Origin of the sequence: Pseudoalteromonas sp. T1lg24, assembly GCF_002964745.1 — a bacterium.
GTDB classification, from domain to species: Bacteria; Pseudomonadota; Gammaproteobacteria; order Enterobacterales; family Alteromonadaceae; genus Pseudoalteromonas; species Pseudoalteromonas spongiae.
Genome location: NZ_PQCB01000033.1, coordinates 14,062 through 33,068 on the forward strand (window position 1 = coordinate 14,062; position 19,007 = coordinate 33,068).

The following is a 19,007-nucleotide window of genomic DNA, read 5'->3' on the forward strand; positions in this document are numbered from 1 at the left end:
CGCCGAGCCATAAATCGTTATATACGGGCTTAATGCAAAGAGGCCAAATAGCGCAAGCAGAAACACAGACAAAGCAAGAACCACACCGATTGATTCTTTTAGTTTAGTTTTAAGTAGCACTTAATTGATTTCCTTATTTCTAGATCCATAATGTGCGTAACTATATAATTTTATTAAACTTGAACAAAGAACTATTTAATCATCAATTAAACAAGTGTAAACAAATAAGCTTTAGAAAATATTCTCTTTCAATGTAGTTATATTTTAATATCTACATTCACAATGTTGTGTCGTGTTTAATTATTTGGTCTTATATAAGCGCTCTCACAACAAAAAAATAAGGTTATTATGCGCAGCGCATTTTATATATCCGATGGTACCGCAATTACCAGTGAAGTATTTGGTCATGCTACCTTGTCGTTATTTCCTGTCGAATTTAAACACATCACAATCCCGTTTGTTGAAACTGAACAAAAAGCATATGAAGTTAAGTTACAAATAGATAAAGCGTTTAAATTAAGTGGTGAAAAGCCATTAGTGTTTTTTACCTTTGTTGATCCTCAGTTGAGCGACATTATTTTATCGTCACAAGGCCAATGCTTTGATTTTTTAACTGCTTACAGCGGCCAAGTAAAAGACACAATTGGCGTTGAACCTGTGCCACGTACACACCGAACTCACTCAATCCATGAAAAAAGCTACGATTTCCGAATCGATGCCGTTAACTATGCACTTGCAAACGACGATGGCAGCAATTTAAAAGATTATGATGAAGCCGATATTATATTGGTCGGTGTGAGTCGCAGCGGTAAAACGCCTACCAGCTTATATTTAGCACTTCAATACGGCATTAAAGCGGCTAATTACCCACTTACCGAAGATGATTTGGATATGATGCGTTTGCCGAACGCGCTAAAAAACCACAAAAAGAAACTGTTTGGTTTAACAATAAATCCTGAGCGCCTTGCGGCAATTCGTAACGAACGTATGGCAAACAGCAAATATGCATCGCTAAGGCAGTGCCGCCTTGAGGTGCGAGAAGCTGAAATGCTCTATAAGAAAAATAAAATCCCTCATTTAAGTTCAACGCACTTTTCAGTTGAAGAAATCTCCGCGAAAATCCTCGCCGAAACCGGTTTAGAAAGACGCAAATACTAGCACGTACAGGATTACACCTTCTAATATATTGCACCTAAAATCATATAAGTTTTAGGTGCAATACACAAAAACACGTCGACAATGATCTTAAGTAGATTTATACCGTATCAATCCTATGGTGTATTCATTTGTCACGTCGTTTGTGCCATATTTATTGTGTAGGGATTTTGTTAAATAAGGAGCGTATTAACCTAACCGCGAGAGACTATGCGCGCAGTATTTTTTAGCTTGTTACTTTTCAACCATGGTTTTGCCTTTGCTCAGATCATCGATATTTATATTCGCGATGATGTGTACAAGGATTATCAAACGTTTGTAAATGGCCGTGACATTGCCACAATCTCAAATTTTCAAGGAAATGCAATTCGACGCGACGTAGTCGATATGATAATTGCCCAAAAGGCGCTTAAATTAGGCGGCTTTCACCACAGTTTCAATTACATTCCAGGCAAAGTAAATTTTCGTAATACCCGCATGCTAGAAACCGGCAAGTTATTGATTAGTTTCGATACTTATTGGTTATCTGACGCACATGCTAAAGCCAAATATTTGCACATTAGCAAACCCGTGATCCGTCAAGGTGAATATATTGCTGGGGTTTATACTAAAGCAGGACGAGAAAAAGCCCTTGGTTTAACTCAAATTAGCGATTTTAAGCGTTTAAGTGCGGTATCAACACCAAAATGGCGCACCGATTGGAAAACGCTCTCAGATTTACCGCTCAAAGAGTTAGTCATTGAGCACGAATGGATCAGTATGGCGCGTATGGTCAATACCGGCTGGGTTGACTTTATGTTAATGCCATTTAATTCAACTACTGACCAAAGCTTTAAACTTGATAAAATCAATTTGTTACCCGTGCCAAATGTTGCAATAGAGCTAAAAGACAGTCGTCACTTTGTTATTAGCCGCAATCACCCTCTTGGCTCACAAGCATACCTAGCCCTTGAAAAAGGGCTAAACATGTTACGAAACCAAGGCGAAATAAAGAAAGCCTATACACAAGCCGGCTTTTTTGTTGATAAACAGAATTTAAATATTATTAATGCGCAGTATGACTAAACGCTATCTAAAACAAGCGACTAGGTCTTATTGTATTAAAAACGCCTAACTTGCTTTGTTAGATTGACATTTGTTAGTTGTATGTGTGCTAATTAACGCCACTCAAATACGACGTCATTTCTTATACTCAATTGAAAAAAGACGTTTATCTAATCATATTTTGACAATTATGAGTTAGAGTCAACGGACAGCGTTGTGCCAAACACGGCCGTCGATAACGCCCGATTAACGGGTAAAAAATTGTGGGCTAAAATTGAGCGAAGCGAATAGCCCGCAAGTTTTTTATCCCTGTTGAATTGCTTGTTAGCTTACTTTCCAAACATTTTCTTCCATTTGTTTTCATACTTTTCTTTTACTAGTCGAGTAGAGGAATAGTTATCCTTCAACAAGGTGTCTAACTGGCGTATTACGCTAATATATTGAACTAAATCATCTGTTAAAGAAGACAAATCCCTTAAAGACTGGGCATTTTGATATACCCCTTTACCAATTTTCTCAGGCTTACAGTCATTTAAGTATAATACTTCTTTTTTGATTGGATTCTTTATCAATTCACTGATAATTTTAACAACTTCACTTTCCAAATAATCAGCATTATTTGCCAATTCGCGAATAGAGTGCTCAAAAGCAATCAGATTAACAGTAACGTAATCACCGACAGACTGCTTCTCTACACCAAATACATTTTTAGACTTAGTGCTTTCCGTGTGTAAATAAACTTTAGAAAGAATGCTACTTATCTCTTTACGACTCGCATCAACATTGAAATTTTCATAATTATAAGAACGTCGGTTTAAAAATCCACAAACGACCAAATCCAGCTGGTCTCTCACATCGATAATAAGGGCTGCAAGATATTCAGATAAGTGTTTTTTCCTCTTGCTGAGAGGGTATAGTATTGTTACTAAGTAAAAAACATATGCGGCTAGGTAGGATATACATAAACCCACTGAAAGATCAGCCAGCTTAGCACCACCACGAAAAACTTCTGGTGCATCTGAAAAATGGAACTCAAATAGAAAGATAACAACACAACATATAAGAGCCGTCAGTTTCAATGTTTTATCTTTCATAATGTTGCAGTTAATCCTTTGTAAGCTAACAGTTTATTAAGAGGCAAGTTGCCTCTTTTTCTACCGCAACATCGCCTGTTTACATTCTGAAGTAATTTATAACACTAATAATTAGTTGTTACTAGTCAGATAGTTATTTGAAAATTAACATTTTATAAGTTGCAAAAAACAGGCAAATTGCCTGTTAATAATATTAAGGGGGAAAAATCATTAAGAAATGAAATAGGCATATTTGATGCTTCTTTAGCAACGACCACTTTTTGCTCATTGCTGCCGGATAAATAATTAAATCCAAGGGTTATTTCCTCGCAGTGCCCAGACTATGAAAAGCCAATTTTTACCAAACCGTTACGCTTTAAAATTCATCTACGAGATTTGGTTACATCGGTCACCCATGATTTCACTTGCTCAAGCTGCTAAGCGTTGCATCATAGCGTTTGTATTCACATTTAAGTAATAGATGAAAAATTGTTTGATTTAGGGGTACGTTTGGGTTCATTTTTGTCGTGTAACAAACATGAACAGAGCGCATCATAGATGGTGTGAGAATTAAAATTCATGGACTAATTTGTACACCCACTAAGTTTAAAAACGGGTTACCTACATAACACTCTATTACTTGTGGTTTGAGCAAAATTATATCAGCAACTACTCCTCATTCAGAACTACCTGTCGGTCAAAATAAAGCCCATATCCAAAATGCTAAGTTTGATATGAGCTAATTTAAAAACTTAAGTTTAAAAAGAATGTTTTAAAAACAATTAATAAAAATCACGTTATTGACTGCGATGTTTAAAACTAAAGCTTTTCTCTTTTACTAGCTCACCACTTTTATTTGTTGGTGTCGTATAAAAGTTAACGTTTAACTCATCTTGTTGATTATCAATTTCAATATGGGCAAATCCCCAAGTGAAAGCCTTATTCCAAATGAGATCGTATTCTTGATATTGACGCTCTTGATAATTTGCAAGTCCGCGATGCACACCGCGCATTTTAGACGCAGCGCCACTAATTATAAGCGGTAATGGTGGTTTTTTATCAGATGAAACACGCGAACAATCATCCGTTAATAACTCTAAATCATGTTCATGCCCTGCAATATACGCATCTGCGTATTGGCATAGTTCAGGCAAAATTAAGCGTCTTAATACATGGCCTTCATCGTATTTTGTGCCGCCAATTGACCATAAAATATGGTGACCATAGACAATTTTCCATTTTGCTTTTGAGGTTTTTAAGCCTTTAGCCAGCCACGCAAGCTGTTTATGATCTTCACCATCAAGCGGTACTTCGTGTTTTTCAATGTCTTCGACTTCTGCTTGCCCTTTAGCAAGCGCCGTTGCTAAACCCTGCTCACTGCCATCTTTTGCTAGTGGGATTTCATAGTAATGCTGACCTGATAACAACATATTGGTGTCTAACACAAAAAATTCCACATCATTCCCGGGCAAGCCTTTTGTAAAACGGTAATATCCTTGTTTATCCATGTGGAAATTAGGCTGTTTTGCCATCCAAGCTGTTTGTAATGCAACCCCTTTACGCGATGTTTTCCAGTCATGGTTACCCAATGCAGAGTACACAACTAACTCAGGTTGCTGCTCAAACAAAGGTTTTAGCGGCGCTAAAATAAGGTCGTTCATGCGTTTCTGGTCGTCTTTTCCATCATTCGCATCGGCGCCATCAGGATAAATATTATCACCCAGCTGAATACCAAACTGACACGCGACGCTTTGGCACAATGTTGCCATTGCCTTGCCAACACTTGCAGCGCCTGTGTCCTCAGTGGCAATCTCGGTGCCCGGATAAACATAAATTGGGGCGTGGCCAAACTCTTCGATTGGGCGGTGCTCTTCTAGCCAATCTTTTTTTTCAGCGGCAATAAATTCAGCCTTAGTTTTTGGCTTTGTTATATGTTTTTGTTTTGGATAACCTGGGTGGTAGCCGCCATCGCCAAATGCTAAAAACGAGATTCGCTCATTTGAAAACGCTGGCAATGCGCTCGTTGCCAATAATAAACTAATTAAAATGGTAATTTTTTTCATATAAATCGCCGCTAGCGATTGGCTAGCGGCACCTCATTTAGAAAGATGTAAAAGTAAATCCGAGTTCGAACGAACGTCCGTATGTTTCATATTGTAGGCTGTAACGCTCATTACCGTGCGACAAGTAATATGGCTCGTCGGTAATGTTCACAGCGTTAAAGTACACTTGAGTTTGTTGGTTAATATAGTATTTAGTACTTAAATCAAGTTGGGTATGAGCTTGTTCGTAAACCCCTTTATCTCCTAGCTCATATTGATACGCTTCGCTTTTGTAACTAGCGCTCAAACGTGCACTAATTTTAGCGGTTTCATAGCCAAACATGAGGTTAGCAACGGTATCAGATTGATTTGGCAACTTATCATCAGCATCAACAAAGGTACCGTTGGCTGAAAACATCAAACCATTTTTAAAGTTCTTGGTCCACGCTAATTCAACACCTGTGAGTGACGCGCTGCCACCATTGATTGGCTGCATTACTTCTGCAAAGCCGTTCCATGAACCATTGTCTTGCACTTCGGCCATTACAATAAAGTTATCAATATCTTTGTAGAATAAACCCGCCGACATTACGCCAATATTGCCTGGGTAATATTCAATTGATGCATCAAGGTTAAGTGACTCGTACGGGTCTAGATCCGGATTACCCACCTCAGCCTTACGCTCAGTGATTGTTTCGCCATCTTCATCAACAATTTCGGTTTCAATTAATTGATACGCAGCGCTGTCGCCAAATGTTGGACGAGCAATGGTATTGGTATAGGCAAAACGTGTAATAAGCTTTTCGTTTACGTCATACTTAACATTTAAACTAGGTAAAAAATGGCTGTAATCTTTATCTACTTGCCACGGTGAAATTTCAACAAATTCACTGTCATTAATGTCATCAGCAACTAATTCAACACGGTTACCTGCGGTTGAAAATGACGTGTCTTCATAACGCACACCTGCAACAATATGCCATGCATTGATATCCATCGTGATCATGCCATATGCCGCTAGAATGTCTTCATCACTGGTATAGCTTTGCCCAAAGCTATCAATTTTTGAATCAATGGCGTTTACATCAAAGTTTGATTTATTAGCGTTAACAAATTGTGCAATATCACTGCGCGATAATCCTGGTCCAAATGAGCCCAAATCATAATCTGGTGCACCCACTGCAAATTGACTCGCTAATGCATCGTTAAAGCCGCCATCAAAAACAACCACGTTTACATCGTTAAATTTTTCCCGCGTTTGGTATTTTGCACCAAATTTCAACTCAGCATTATTGTTTTGCCAGACAAAATCTTTACTGACATCAAACTTCACACTTAGCGCTTCATCTTCCGACACATTGTTTTCACTTACAATTTCATCAAGCTCAAAGTTTGGTAAATCATGTGCGTTGGGTGAATGAGCTAAATCAGGTGCATCATTCGTCGTGTTATAGCCTAAAATGAAGCCTTCGCCGGCAAAGTCCGCATCAATGCGATCGGGTTCTTTTTCATTTGATTTCGAATACCCTAAATCGTATTCAACAAACCAATCGTTTAGGTGATTTTTACCGCCTAACACCATAGACAGAATTTGCTGTGTCTCGTAGCGGTCTTTTGTATCGCGGTCCATTTCTGCGTCAACAAATGTCGCTGAGTTGTCGCTGATGCTATCTTCAAGCACAGTACCTTTATCAAACTTATATTCATTGCGTAAACGGAATTCATCATCAGCGAATTCACTCCACAAAGTACGCAAGTAATATTCAGAGTTGCCCGTTGTTTTATAATCTAAGTTAAGTGCAGCGCCTAAGCGTTCACGGGTTACTAGATAATGGCGCTGTTCAATCTCTTCAGCGCCGAAAAAGTTTATGTCGTCACCACTTGATTGGCCTTCAACTTCCATCTCATTCCAGCCACCATCAACTTCTGAATTGTGTGAGCCAAACTTGCGTTCAAACCAACTTATCGCAGTTGCAACACCGAGTTCATTGCCGTTATCTAATTCATATACGTCAGTAAAGCTTGCTGATATTTTTGGGCTGCTCTCACTTACTTGCTCATTGTATGACCCTTGTACCGTGGCACTGTAGCTTTGCCCTTCTCGGTCAAATGCACTTAAGCTTTTAACATCAATCGAACCACCTACTGCACTTGCGTCCATATCAGGTGTCACGGTTTTGCTAACTTCTAAACTTTGCACTAGTTCGCTTGGGATCACATCCATTGCTACGCTTCGCACGCCAGCTTCTGGCGATGGCACGTTAGCACCGTTAATCGTTACGTTGTTTAGATTCGGGTCAATACCACGTATACCAACAAAGCGCCCTTCACCTTGGTCGCGTTGAATAAACATACCAGGTAAACGCTGCAGTGCTTCTGCCGCGTTTTGATCTGGCAATTGGCCAATAGAGTCACTACTCACAATCGATTTTATACTTAATGCGTTTTTCTGACGGTTAATAGCACCGGCTTGTCCCGCTCTGGTGCCAACTACTATCATGTCTTCTATTGCGGTTTGAGCCGACGACAAGCGCACATTTTTCTCTACAATGCCACTTTCGTTAATTGTTACTCTGATTGTTTTAGGCAAAGCACCAAGGTACGAGATGACTAACGTGTAGTCACCCGCAGGCAAGTTAGTTAACGAATACGAACCATCACGCGCGGTCACAACACTTTTATTGAGTTCTTGAATTTCGACTTTAGCACCTTCGAAATACACTTTTTGATTAGCATCGCTAACGCGACCAGAAACGGTATTCGCTGCTACTTGGCAGGATAAACAACTAGCAAGTACAGCAAGAGTAAGTTGCGTACGCTTAAAAACTGACGGTTTATTACTTTCCATTATTATTCTCTTTCAGGGGTTAAGGCATATGCCGAGAGATTCTGTTGTCTAGCGCTCGTTGCTGAGACAGCGCTACCCTACTTGGGAGATGTGAAAAAAATATTGCAGTACAATCAACTAAGTACTGATATGGCTTAAAAATCACTTGGTTTACTGTGTTATGAGCTAAATTAACCCCCTTGCATCAACCTAAAATGCCTTTATCCCTGTAAGGACTCAATTTCTGTCATAAAATTGATACCTTTTATGAGCTAATCTAACCCTACTCATATAGCTTTAAACCCAAGAAAATGAACAAAAAGCCTGTTCAATTATTATGAAAATCACCAACCTTACGCTGCACAAACATTTGGTCTTTGCCTTTTTCACTTGCTTACTACTCTTGGTCAGTTCGTTTATTCACATGAGTAACGCAAAACCCGTTGCCAGCATTAAATGGCTCGATGTTATTGGTGAGGGCGGTATTGCTGTAATTACCTTATGCTGGTTAATTGTTACGCTTTACACCCGCCCGAAAGGAAAGTTAACCACGCTGTTATTCATTGGCATAAGCATGGTGCATTTTTCCATGTTACTTGACCTGCTCGATGAATTTTTTCGCTACAAAAATGAGTATGCGTGGTTTTCACGGCTTGAGGCAATTCCCGCAGTACTTGGGCTCGTGATGATGAGTTTCGCCCTTTACTACTGGCATAAAGAACAGCAAATAATTAATAATCGTTTAATTAAAAGCGAGCGTTTTTATCGAGAACACAGTTTTTACGATATGATTTCGGGACTGTATTCAGCAAGTTATATGAAAAAGCAAATTGCCGCTGAGCTTGTTCATTTCAATACCCATAACACACCATTTTGTATAAGTGTGTTCGACATAAAATCGTTTAATCTTTATTTGCGCGAACAAGGCCGATTATCTGCCAATAAACTATTACATGATATTGCCAGTTTAATTCAAGTAAACATTCGCGATAGCGACTTAGCCTGCCGTTACGCTGGAGATCGCTTTATTGTACTGATGCCAAATACTAAACAGCATCAAGCCCAAGTAATTAACACCCACGTTGCGAATATGGTTAAGCAACACGTCTTGTACTTTGACAATAAAACCCTTTTTAACGCAATTCATCAGTCAAGTATCGAGGTAACGCGTGGCGATGATGTGACCTCTTTGCTGATGCGATTAAACCACACCTTAACGCTACAAAAGCAGGTGGCATAGTTTGGCAAACGTGACCTTTTTTGAATGCAGCGATAACGTAATTCCAAGTGCACTTTTGTTATTGCCTTTGCTTGAACTTTGCCAGCAGCAAGGCGTAGATACCAGTAAAGTGCTAAACGGCAGCAAGTTGGCTTATTACGACCTGTTAAAAAGCGACATAAACATTAGTTTTGATCAGTTAGCAGTCTGTTGTCACAATAGTTTGAATTTATTGCCGCATAACGATTTTAGCTTTCAAATTGGTCAACAGTTTTTTAATCAATACAACTCTGATATAAAAACCGCAATTGTAAACGCACGCAATCTAACCCATGTATTCAAGCTGCTCAGGTGCTTTAGTAGTGAGTTTTTTCCGGTATGTAAATTTAGCGAATTTAACAACGAACAACAGCGGCATTTTGTTATTGATGTGGGAATTAAACATTGCCCCGAGCGAGTTGAACGTTTCTTTTATGAAACGTTAATAAGTATTGTGTGCCACTTTATTTATTGGCGTTTTCCAGAAATTGATATCACTATACAATTGCCATTTAAAGCACCTAAACATCTTGAGTATTACCACACATTTATAAAACACCCTGTGATATTTGATAAGCCATTGCTGTTGATATCGATAAAGAGCGAACAGTTGAATATACCAGCTAAAGAGAGCAGCACTATATTAAGGCGCCAAGCATTTTATAAGCTGACTAAAAAACAAAAATTAAACAGCTTACTTTCCGTTCTAGCGCGCCACATTGCGTGTAAACCAAATACAACATTAGAAACTGCCGCAGCCCATTTATCAATGAGTCCAGCAACATTAAAACGCAAATTACAAGCACACAATACCAGCTTTAAGTACGAGAAAGATCAGGTACTTAAAAACGTGACCTTGTTTCACTTAATGCAAACTTCTGCATCAAATCAAACCATCTCCGAAAAACTGGCAATCAATGATTTAACCAATTTTCGTCGCTTGTTAAAGCGTTTAACGGGAAAAACGCCAAACCAGTTACGTTTGGCGAAATAACCCTTTTAATTATCGAAAGCTCGGCATAATTGCCGGAAGACCCGGTAACAACCCGACCAATGCCATTACACCTGTAAGCACAACAAACATAATAAGTGGAATAATCCAGCGGTTCATTGACGTTAATTCTTTAGAACGTTCTTTACAGCCAATCAGGCCTAAGTTATCCAGTAACATGGTTAAAGACCAACCAAATGCAGGGTTAACCAACGCAGATGAGAACACGACAATTGCTGCTGATTGTGTGGTTTTACCTTCGCGCGTCATTTCCATGCCTGCTTCAAGTAATGGAATAAACACACCCACAATGAGTGCAACACATAGCACAGGTTGCCAAATAGCAAGGTCCATTGGGTAGCCCCAAATACCAGCAATAATACAAAATAGCGCAGTTAACACGGCACCTGCTGGAATAGGACGCTTAGCAATAGCCGCAGGTACAATGTATGTGCCCCAAGACGACGTAAAGTTCGCACCGCCCATAATTGAACCGAATGTTTGGCGTGCCGACGCACTTAACATAGTATCATCAATGTTCATTTGTACTTTTTCAGTGCGCTCTGGGTAACTAATTTTCTGAAAAACTTGATGACCTAAGAAATCAGGAGACCACATAGCCACTGCAAGCACAGCAAATGGTAGCACTACAATAAAGCTCTCTAAGGTGGGTAAGCCTAACATCCAACCGGTGCTTTCACCCCACCAATACATCGGATCCATATTTGGTAAACCTGGACCTGTTTTAAATTCAAACGGCGCACCTAACATAAAGGCGAGGCCACCACCAAGCAAACAACTTAGCGGCACAGCGAGCCAGCGCTTCTTAAAATGTTCAAGTAACGCATAAAGTAAAATCGTGGTGAAAATAATAACAAACGCTATATGCGCCATATTGATGCTTTCAGCCCAGGCAAATAGCTTTTTAACCTGAGACGTTGTGCCAATAAAACCAAGGTAAAGCAACAAGCCCCCACATACGCCCCGACTGGTCAATCCCGCAAGCACACTGCCGCCCTTACTAATCGCAAGCAGCAAACCAAATGCGCCAATTAACAAACCAAACGCCATTGGGTGACCGCCAGCAGCAACTACAATTGGAATAAGCGGAATAAGCGGTCCATGGGTACCTGCAAGGTTAGCAGTAGGTAATAAAAAACCAGAAAACAATAAAATAAATAGTGAGACCAGTAATAACTCGTAGCGCACGTTTTCAAGTATAAAGCTATCACTTAACCCTAATGGACCAGCAAACGTCGCTGCAATTGCACCTACCATAACCACTTTGCCTATGGTGCCTGCCATTGCTGGAATGGTATCTTCTAATTCAAAACGATAATCACGAAACGGTAAATTAGGGCGCCATCGTTTGGGCTGCATAATTTGTAATTCATGCTCTAAATACTCATCGCGCGTGTTGAATTCAGAACTTGGTTTGTGAAGCGATTCATAACTTGCGCTATGCAAATCGTAATTGGTGTCTGTTGGTGTTGTCATTGCATCTCCTACTACAGATGAGATTTTTATTATGAAAACACCATAACGGAGTCGTTGCGTAATGAAAGTTAGCCATAAGTCGAGTAGCTATTTGAAAAACGGCCTTTTTTCGCTTTAAATTTAATCAGTTATTATCTAAGCTTGTATTTAGTAGATTTAAATCAATAACTTAGTATATTTTTAATTTAAATTAGTGTAACAACATTAGCCTTTAGCTATTAGTCTAATAAGGTGTTTAGGGCTAACGTGTCAGAAGGAAGTTTAGAGTTTTTACCTGAGATTCTATTTAACTAATCGAAGAATCAGGATTTAGAGACATGATTTAAACGTAATTCAACCTCACAAATCTAACTGTTGTGCATTACCGCCTTTTCCTAAAAAAGACGGCAATACTGCTTAGAAGCACATGTTTATACCATTGTTTTTGCGATATTTGCTATTACATCAAGTGCATTATCAAGCTGTTCATCTGTTACATAAGGTGCTGGCCCTAGACGTAATTGGTTTCCACGGCTATCGGTTTGAATTCCCTGCTCAGCTAACTTTTTCACCCAAGTTGCAGCCTCAGGTGTCGTCAATGACAAAAATCCTGCATTATTATCAATGCCATGCTCTGGCAAAGTAAGTACGCCTGCGGTTAACGCCATACTTTCAATGCCTTGCCAAAGGCGTGTTATTTGCTGTTTATTAATGTCAGCAAGTCGTTCTGCACTCAATCCTTGCGCATTAAAAAAATCAAATACAGCCGCAGCGCGGTAATGACTTGTTGGATCATATGTTGAACCGGCAAATGCACCTTGCCCTTTGCCATACCCGACTTTTCCAGGGGCTTGATCAAGGCTTTCAAATTCAGCAAACCAACCGGTAATAATTGGGCTACCATTATACCCTTTTGGAATGCGCATAAAGCAGTTCCCTTCACCGGCTTGGCAATACTTATAACCACCGCCAACAATAAAAGCAGTTTCAAGTTGCCAACTCGCTAAACTAAATGGAATGACATTAAGCGCGTGATACACATCCACTAAACACGGTATGTTTAACGTGTTTGCAGCAACCGCAACATCGCCAACTTGGTGGAAAATACGACTGGATGCAAAAAACACTGCAGAAACTAACACGGCATCTGTGTCTTTATCTAATGCGTTGATTAAACGCTCTGCCAAGGTGTCTTGCGGTTGAGTATCAATCACCTTAACGTCAATATTGACGTCTTTTAGACGATCTAACTGGCGACGCATTGAATGAAATTCACCATTAGTGGTGACGATTTTTATCGGTGTTTGTTTTTTATGCTTAAAACAGCTTAAGTCAGATAAAAAACGTAAAATCAATTCATGAGTGGATTGGCCTAGCGCAATTTCACCGTGTGATTCTCCGAGTAAAGTTCGATAAAAGTCACGCACTTTATCAGCCTTTTCAAACGCCGCGCCCCATTTATCGTCGATATGCTTTGCCGCATCGTTAAAACAATCAAGTAATCCTTGTTTTGCTGCATTAGGCCACGCTTGATGCGAGTGACCTGACAAAAGAATACGATTGGTCACATCAAACTCAGAATAAAACTCTTGTAACTGGTGTGCAGTTGTCATTGTTTTTACTCCTATTACAGTTTAGTTCTAAGTTCAAATAACTCAGGGAAAAAGCTAATATCCAACGCTTTTTTCAAAAACGCCACGCCTGATGATCCACCTGTACCCGACTTGTTCCCGATTATACGCTGTACTGTGTACATATGTTTAAAGCGCCATTGTTGGAAACTGTCTTCAATATCAACTAGCTTTTCAGCAAGTTCGTAAAGCTCAAAATACTTGTCAGCGTCTTTATATACTTCAAGCCATGCATTTAGTACGGACTCATTTTTTTCATACGGTTGACTTTTATCACGCTGCAAATGGCTTTCATCAATTTCTAGCCCTTGTTTGGCAAGAATGGATAAAGTGACATCGTATAAGCTCGGCGCATTAAGAATATTAGATAATTCTGTGTGCACTTGCTCATCACTCTCATGTACTTTTAATAAGCTGTGATTTTTGTTGCCAAGTAAAAACTCAAGCTTGCGGTAACCATACGATTGGAAACCTGACGAGTGACCAAGAGCATCGCGAAACTTTAAATAATCAACCGGTGTTAATGTTGATAAAATATTCCACGATTGAGTTAACTGATTAAAAATTTGTTTTACGCGCGAAATAACTTTAAACGCATGGCCAAAATCACCATTGTTTAAATTGTCTATCGCGGCACTTAGTTCATGCCCTGCCAGCTTTAACCAAAGTTCACTCGATTGGTGAATCACAATAAACAGCATTTCATCATGCTGATTTGATAGTGGCTTTTGCGCGGTAAGGATTTGTGACAACTGAAGGTAATCACCATACGACATGTCGTCTTTAAAGTCGGTGTGAATGTCTTTTTCTAGTTCACGAAAGTTATGATGTGGGCACGACATAGCTAAGCTCCAAAAATTATTATTATGCGTTATACGGCGCTATTTTATACATGTGTTTGATTACGCCTAACATATGCGATGATATATAACCCAAAAGCATATCTTAGAGACGCACGTAATTAAAACATGTTGAATAAAATATGTCAGTGTTTGCCTAATACCGTGCTATTAAAATGTGTACTTTTTGCTTAACACCTGTGTAAAGCGCAGCAAAATCGCGCCTTTATTAACTAATCCGACCTATTAAATGCCAATTTTACTAGACAAAACACCCTTAAAGGACTAATATTCAAAGCGCTTAAAACATAGATCAATCCCTATTACTGCGTTGTTCCTTCGTTACTCCTTTTTAAAAGTTGTACCAGATGCTAGATGCGATATTAGCTGAAATATAAATTAAGCCCGACGGTGATAATCACCAAAATATACACTTTTAAAAAAGGTTAAAAACATGTCTAACAAAGTAGATGGCGTTGTAAAATGGTTTGACGAGTCAAAAGGTTTTGGCTTTATTTCACAAAACGACGGCGGCAAAGACGTATTCGTACATTTCCGTGCAATCCAGTCAGAAGGTTTCAAAACTCTTGCTGAAGGTCAAGCGGTTTCTTTCGAAGTTGAAGACGGTCAAAAAGGTCTTCAAGCTGCGAACGTTGTAGTACTTTAATTAGTCACTACAAGAAAAAAGCGAGTTATTAACTCGCTTTTTTTGTGTCTGTTTTTTATATTCACTCAGTAAAGCCAAGCCTAATACAACTCATACTAGTCACAATACTTGAGCAAATTAAATTTTTGCTTTGGGTAAGTTCTGCCTAGTTTATAGAAAGCCTCACGTACGCATGTAAACATTAAGTTTAAACAAGCACCTTTCAATCGGGTTCATTGCCGCAGTAATTAAGTGCTCGTTTATTAATTTCCAGCTAGTTTAATTTCGCTATTAAAGCCTATTATTGAACGCAAATAACTACACAGAAATATCGTTAATCACCTGTTTTGCTAATGCTTTTAACTCATCTGGCTCTGGATGTGTGTAACCATACGTACGCAAGCCATAAATACTCATCACCAACGAACGTGCCCTGCACTTTGCATCACGCAAACCAACAATTTCACCCGCGAGAATGCCTTTTTCAATGATTGCTTCTAACCCTGCTTGCCAACGATGAAGTTGCTCTGTAACCAGCGTTTGCACGTCAGAATCTTGTTCCGCCAATTCATTAAGTGCTTTTTGTAATAAACACGACGCTTCAGGTTCGCAACTTAAACATTGCTCAACAATATGGTTAAGATACGCACTTAAACCTGCTAAAGGCGATGGCGTTTTTTCAAAGAAGGCGTTAAAAAATGCAGTGCTGTCTTGGTTATACTGACCAATTGCTGCAAGCAGTAACCCTTTTTTATTTTCAAAAGCGCAATAGATTGAACCCGGATGCAAGCCCGTTGCGGCCTTTAGATCTTGCATGCTGGTTTTGTTGTATCCCTTATGCATAAACGCATTCATCGCAGATCGCAAAACCGTTTCACGATCAAATTCAGCACTTCTCATAGCGGACCTCTTAATCAATAGTTTGCCAATATAACTTAATTTGAATATTTGTTCAAAAAAGTACTTGAATGAACATTCAAATAAAGCTAACTTGAATAAGCATTCAAATTAACGAGACATAAACACATGGCTAAATCACTTTTTGATGAAGTTGCGTTAAACGCTGAAATCACATTACAAAACCGCATTTTAATGGCGCCATTAACACGCTGTATGGCTGATGAAAACCTCGTACCTACAGAGCAAATGGCAACATATTACGCAAAACGCGCACAGGCGGGCCTGATTATTTCAGAAGCGACTATTATTCGCGCCGACGGCCAAGGTTATCCAAATACACCGGGGTTATTCACCGCGGAACAAATCCAAGGTTGGCAACGCGTTACAAAGGCAGTACATAACAACGGCGGCAAAATTTTTGCACAACTTTGGCACACAGGTCGTGTTGCTCACCCTCACTTTTTTAATGGCAACAATGTATTAGCGCCAAGTGCGTTAAAAGTTGAAGGTACTGTGCCACGGATGCGTGAACTTGAATATATTGAGCCGACCCCTGTTACTGTTGCGCAAATTGAGCAATTAGTAAAAGACTATGCGCAAGCGGCAAGCAATGCCATAGATGCAGGTTTCGATGGTGTTGAAATTCACGGCGCAAATGGTTATTTAATCGACCAATTTTTACATTACAATAGCAATCATCGTACTGATGAATTTGGTGGCTCGCCAGAAAACATGTCACGCTTTGCTCTGCTTGTGGTAGACGCTATTTCAGAGCGAATTGGCGCTAAACGTACAGCGCTTCGTATTTCACCAGGAGCTTATTTTAATCTTGAACCCCATTCAGACGACCGCGCAGTATTTGACTATTTGCTAGATGCACTTTTAGAGCGCGAACTAGCTTATTTACACATTGGTATTTTTGATGATGAGCAACGCTTCGAGTACCTAGATGGTCGCGTATCTGACTATGTGCGCGAAAATTATCCGCATACATTAGTGGGTAACGGTGGGTTTAGTGCCCAATCGGGTGAGTTGGCAATTAATCAGGGGCGTTTTGACTTGCTTGCCATTGGTCGTCCATTTATTGCCAACCCAAATTACGTTGAACGCATAAAAAATGGTGAAGAACTTACCCCATACAGCGAAGAGATGCTGCAGGAGCTGGTTTAATTTATATCACTAAAAAAGGTGCTAACTTAGCGCCTTTTTTATCTTTTTAAAAGCATTTGAAATTAAATAAGTACTTGTCGGGTCAAGTAAGTAACGTAATAACTAGGACCCAAAATATGAAACGTTTTTTACTTTGCCTTGTGCTTATTGTTCCATTTTTACTAAGTGCAAAGCCAATTGCTGAATCGAGTGATGAAGTTACCCCTTTATTGAACGGACAGGTTATCCCTGACGTTGACGTTACTCAAATAAACGGTAAAACCACATCACTAAAAGAGTATCTAAATGGCGATAAAGCGATTTTATTTTTCTATCGTGGAGGCTGGTGCCCGTTTTGTAATACCCAAATGGGGCAACTTAAAAAGATTGAGCCAAAACTAAAGCAACTTGGCTTTAAACTCGTTGGCATTTCTACTGACGCACCGAAAGACCTAAGCAAAAGCGTTGAAACAATGTCACTGCAATACGATTTATTATCTGACTATAACAGCGAGATCAGCAAAGCCTTTGGTATTGCATTTTTTACTGACGCCAAAACAACTCAGCGCTATGTTAAACGCCTTAATTTAACCAACCCGCTAAAGCGTAACAAAGCCGGTGAACCTCGATTAGTATTACCTGTACCCGCTATTTACGTGATTGATGAAAAAGGGTTAGTACAGTTTAATTACGTAAACCCTAATTTTAAAGTTAGGTTACATGAGGATGTTTTACTTAAAGTGGCTGAAGTTTATAAGTAAGCAACCAGCCTATTAATAGCTTCATGAAGCTAGATTCACGTTAAGCAATTTTAGTTAGCTAAATACTCAGATTTAGTACTTAATAAGTTATTAGGTTAAAAGGCAATTGTGCTTATCAATCGTAAGCTTATTAAAATCCCCAAACATCTGAGTAAGTAAACATTACTTTTATGATGTAATTTGTTATCTCGAGTTTTGGTTAACTATACTTATTGGCAAATTGAAATGACTTTTATCTTAAGGTCTGTGAATGGCAACACGCCAAGCATCACCACAAGAACAGGTATCCGATTTGCCAATATTACCGACAATATTGGTCGAATTGTTGAGCATTCCGCTTGATGATAAAGATTACTTCAATAAAATTGAAAAACTTGCAGAGCGCGATCCGCCCCTTGCCCTCAAAATAATTCAACTAAGCAATACCGCTAAACAAGCCGCTATTAAACCCATTCGCAGTATTAAAGATGCGATTGTGCGCATGGGCACAAAAGAGGTATTTAACTTAATAAACTTAGTGGCGCTAACCAAGGTATTCGTGCCCACCAGTCAATTTGAAAAACAATTGTGGCGTCAATCGTTAATCTCAGCGGAATTACTAAAAACCACCTATGACGTACTGTTACGCAGCGTGATCACCGCTGATATGGCTTACTTAGTTGGTTTATTACATGATATAGACATCACATTAAACCACAAACTGTATGCCAAGTACTTTGATTCACTCGACGAATTAACTTGGTATTTACCAAAGCCTTATGAAAAGCACCGTATTGCCTATTTACAGCGTCAACATGCGTTTAATGGCGCGAAAATTTGTAAAACATGGCATATCCCAAGTCCAATTCCCGAGATTATTTATTTCCATCACCACGATAACTTGCCCGATAAATTTAAACAGTTTATCCTTTGTTAGAGACAATCCGCCGTGTGCAGTTTTGTGATTTAACGACCCAAGTTTATTGCAAGCATCAGGCACTTGAGCTTGATGTATTGAATGAGTTAATTGCGAGCAATGAGATTCTATTTAGTTGGCAAAACCAGCACGCTAATTTTGCACAGTTGTTAAACCAGCTGCCAACTGCCATATCGCTTGCTGAAGAAAAGTACCGTTTACTTGCCATTTAACTGGCGCACCAAATTTAACCTTTGAAACTAACATAAGTTCAAGCGTTTACAGCTAAATATTTTGACCTACACTTTATAAAAATGGAT

General features: G+C 39.3%; 16 protein-coding genes. 9 read left to right on the forward strand and 7 right to left on the reverse strand.

Annotated features, from left to right (window positions below; all coding sequences use genetic code 11):
* Window positions 1–348: 348 nt before the first annotated feature.
* Together ppsR and C2M30_RS12375 are read left to right on the forward strand one after the other, a co-directional pair.
* Window positions 349–1,158: a posphoenolpyruvate synthetase regulatory kinase/phosphorylase PpsR gene (gene ppsR, locus C2M30_RS12370; protein WP_054979829.1), complete on the forward strand. Its 810-nt coding sequence runs from the start codon at window positions 349–351 to the stop codon at window positions 1,156–1,158.
* A gap of 207 nt (window positions 1,159–1,365) precedes the next feature.
* Window positions 1,366–2,220 (forward strand): hypothetical protein, encoded by an 855-nt coding sequence (locus C2M30_RS12375; RefSeq protein ID WP_105171818.1) that lies wholly within the window; start codon window positions 1,366–1,368, stop codon window positions 2,218–2,220.
* Window positions 2,221–2,528: 308 nt separating this feature from the next.
* Here C2M30_RS12375 and C2M30_RS12380 read toward each other — a convergent pair whose 3' ends face one another.
* The 3 genes from C2M30_RS12380 to C2M30_RS12390 all read right to left on the reverse strand — a co-directional run bounded on the left by C2M30_RS12380 (window position 2,529) and on the right by C2M30_RS12390 (window position 8,162).
* Window positions 2,529–3,293, reverse strand: coding sequence for a hypothetical protein (locus tag C2M30_RS12380; protein ID WP_105171819.1), 765 nt, complete (start codon window positions 3,291–3,293; stop codon window positions 2,529–2,531).
* 776 nt (window positions 3,294–4,069) lie between these two features.
* Entirely contained in the window at window positions 4,070–5,335 is a 1,266-nt protein-coding gene (locus tag C2M30_RS12385; RefSeq protein WP_105171820.1) for a metallophosphoesterase, read from the reverse strand.
* 37 nt (window positions 5,336–5,372) lie between these two features.
* Window positions 5,373–8,162, reverse strand: coding sequence for a TonB-dependent receptor (locus tag C2M30_RS12390; protein ID WP_105171821.1), 2,790 nt, complete (start codon window positions 8,160–8,162; stop codon window positions 5,373–5,375).
* A 403-nt stretch (window positions 8,163–8,565) separates the two neighbouring features.
* On the opposite strand from C2M30_RS12390, the gene C2M30_RS12395 reads away from it, so the two are divergent.
* Together C2M30_RS12395 and C2M30_RS12400 are read left to right on the forward strand one after the other, a co-directional pair.
* The gene (locus C2M30_RS12395; protein ID WP_158683403.1) at window positions 8,566–9,381 is read left to right on the forward strand and encodes a GGDEF domain-containing protein; all 816 of its coding nucleotides are present in this window, start codon (window positions 8,566–8,568) and stop codon (window positions 9,379–9,381) included.
* Window positions 9,382–9,391: 10 nt separating this feature from the next.
* The gene (locus tag C2M30_RS12400; RefSeq protein ID WP_234004787.1) at window positions 9,392–10,393 is read left to right on the forward strand and encodes a helix-turn-helix domain-containing protein; all 1,002 of its coding nucleotides are present in this window, start codon (window positions 9,392–9,394) and stop codon (window positions 10,391–10,393) included.
* A gap of 9 nt (window positions 10,394–10,402) precedes the next feature.
* On the opposite strand, the gene C2M30_RS12405 is transcribed toward C2M30_RS12400, so the two are convergent.
* From C2M30_RS12405 to kynA, 3 genes are all read right to left on the reverse strand, one after another.
* Entirely contained in the window at window positions 10,403–11,887 is a 1,485-nt protein-coding gene (locus tag C2M30_RS12405; protein ID WP_105171824.1) for a DUF3360 family protein, read from the reverse strand.
* Between the two features lie 410 nt (window positions 11,888–12,297).
* Window positions 12,298–13,479, reverse strand: coding sequence for a kynureninase (locus C2M30_RS12410; RefSeq protein WP_105171825.1), 1,182 nt, complete (start codon window positions 13,477–13,479; stop codon window positions 12,298–12,300).
* 14 nt (window positions 13,480–13,493) lie between these two features.
* Window positions 13,494–14,339 (reverse strand): tryptophan 2,3-dioxygenase, encoded by an 846-nt coding sequence (gene kynA / locus C2M30_RS12415; RefSeq protein ID WP_105171826.1) that lies wholly within the window; start codon window positions 14,337–14,339, stop codon window positions 13,494–13,496.
* 451 nt (window positions 14,340–14,790) lie between these two features.
* Between kynA and cspE the strand changes: the two genes are divergently transcribed.
* Entirely contained in the window at window positions 14,791–15,003 is a 213-nt protein-coding gene (gene cspE / locus C2M30_RS12420; protein WP_054979221.1) for a transcription antiterminator/RNA stability regulator CspE, read from the forward strand.
* Between the two features lie 297 nt (window positions 15,004–15,300).
* Here the strand turns inward: cspE and C2M30_RS12425 are convergent, their stop codons facing one another.
* Window positions 15,301–15,882 (reverse strand): TetR/AcrR family transcriptional regulator, encoded by a 582-nt coding sequence (locus tag C2M30_RS12425; protein ID WP_105171827.1) that lies wholly within the window; start codon window positions 15,880–15,882, stop codon window positions 15,301–15,303.
* Between the two features lie 126 nt (window positions 15,883–16,008).
* On the opposite strand from C2M30_RS12425, the gene C2M30_RS12430 reads away from it, so the two are divergent.
* From C2M30_RS12430 to C2M30_RS12445, 4 genes are all read left to right on the forward strand, one after another.
* Window positions 16,009–17,052: an alkene reductase gene (locus C2M30_RS12430; RefSeq protein ID WP_105171828.1), complete on the forward strand. Its 1,044-nt coding sequence runs from the start codon at window positions 16,009–16,011 to the stop codon at window positions 17,050–17,052.
* A 116-nt stretch (window positions 17,053–17,168) separates the two neighbouring features.
* Window positions 17,169–17,792: a peroxiredoxin-like family protein gene (locus tag C2M30_RS12435; RefSeq protein ID WP_105171829.1), complete on the forward strand. Its 624-nt coding sequence runs from the start codon at window positions 17,169–17,171 to the stop codon at window positions 17,790–17,792.
* A gap of 250 nt (window positions 17,793–18,042) precedes the next feature.
* Window positions 18,043–18,708 carry an HDOD domain-containing protein gene (locus C2M30_RS12440; RefSeq protein ID WP_105171830.1) on the forward strand — a complete coding sequence of 222 codons (666 nt, stop codon included), beginning with the start codon at window positions 18,043–18,045 and terminating at the stop codon, window positions 18,706–18,708.
* Window positions 18,702–18,920, forward strand: coding sequence for a hypothetical protein (locus C2M30_RS12445; RefSeq protein ID WP_105171831.1), 219 nt, complete (start codon window positions 18,702–18,704; stop codon window positions 18,918–18,920). The genes C2M30_RS12440 and C2M30_RS12445 overlap by 7 nt, the downstream gene beginning before the upstream one ends.
* Window positions 18,921–19,007: the final 87 nt, after the last annotated feature.

Coding starts and splice junctions, on each gene's coding strand:
- ppsR (WP_054979829.1), top strand. CDS start 349: ATGCGCAGCGCATTTTATATATCCGATGGTACCGCAATTACCAGTGAA.
- C2M30_RS12375 (WP_105171818.1), top strand. CDS start 1,366: ATGCGCGCAGTATTTTTTAGCTTGTTACTTTTCAACCATGGTTTTGCC.
- C2M30_RS12380 (WP_105171819.1), bottom strand. CDS start 3,293: ATGAAAGATAAAACATTGAAACTGACGGCTCTTATATGTTGTGTTGTT.
- C2M30_RS12385 (WP_105171820.1), bottom strand. CDS start 5,335: ATGAAAAAAATTACCATTTTAATTAGTTTATTATTGGCAACGAGCGCA.
- C2M30_RS12390 (WP_105171821.1), bottom strand. CDS start 8,162: ATGGAAAGTAATAAACCGTCAGTTTTTAAGCGTACGCAACTTACTCTT.
- C2M30_RS12395 (WP_158683403.1), top strand. CDS start 8,566: ATGAGTAACGCAAAACCCGTTGCCAGCATTAAATGGCTCGATGTTATT.
- C2M30_RS12405 (WP_105171824.1), bottom strand. CDS start 11,887: ATGACAACACCAACAGACACCAATTACGATTTGCATAGCGCAAGTTAT.
- C2M30_RS12410 (WP_105171825.1), bottom strand. CDS start 13,479: ATGACAACTGCACACCAGTTACAAGAGTTTTATTCTGAGTTTGATGTG.
- kynA (WP_105171826.1), bottom strand. CDS start 14,339: ATGTCGTGCCCACATCATAACTTTCGTGAACTAGAAAAAGACATTCAC.
- cspE (WP_054979221.1), top strand. CDS start 14,791: ATGTCTAACAAAGTAGATGGCGTTGTAAAATGGTTTGACGAGTCAAAA.
- C2M30_RS12425 (WP_105171827.1), bottom strand. CDS start 15,882: ATGAGAAGTGCTGAATTTGATCGTGAAACGGTTTTGCGATCTGCGATG.
- C2M30_RS12430 (WP_105171828.1), top strand. CDS start 16,009: ATGGCTAAATCACTTTTTGATGAAGTTGCGTTAAACGCTGAAATCACA.
- C2M30_RS12435 (WP_105171829.1), top strand. CDS start 17,169: ATGAAACGTTTTTTACTTTGCCTTGTGCTTATTGTTCCATTTTTACTA.
- C2M30_RS12440 (WP_105171830.1), top strand. CDS start 18,043: ATGGCAACACGCCAAGCATCACCACAAGAACAGGTATCCGATTTGCCA.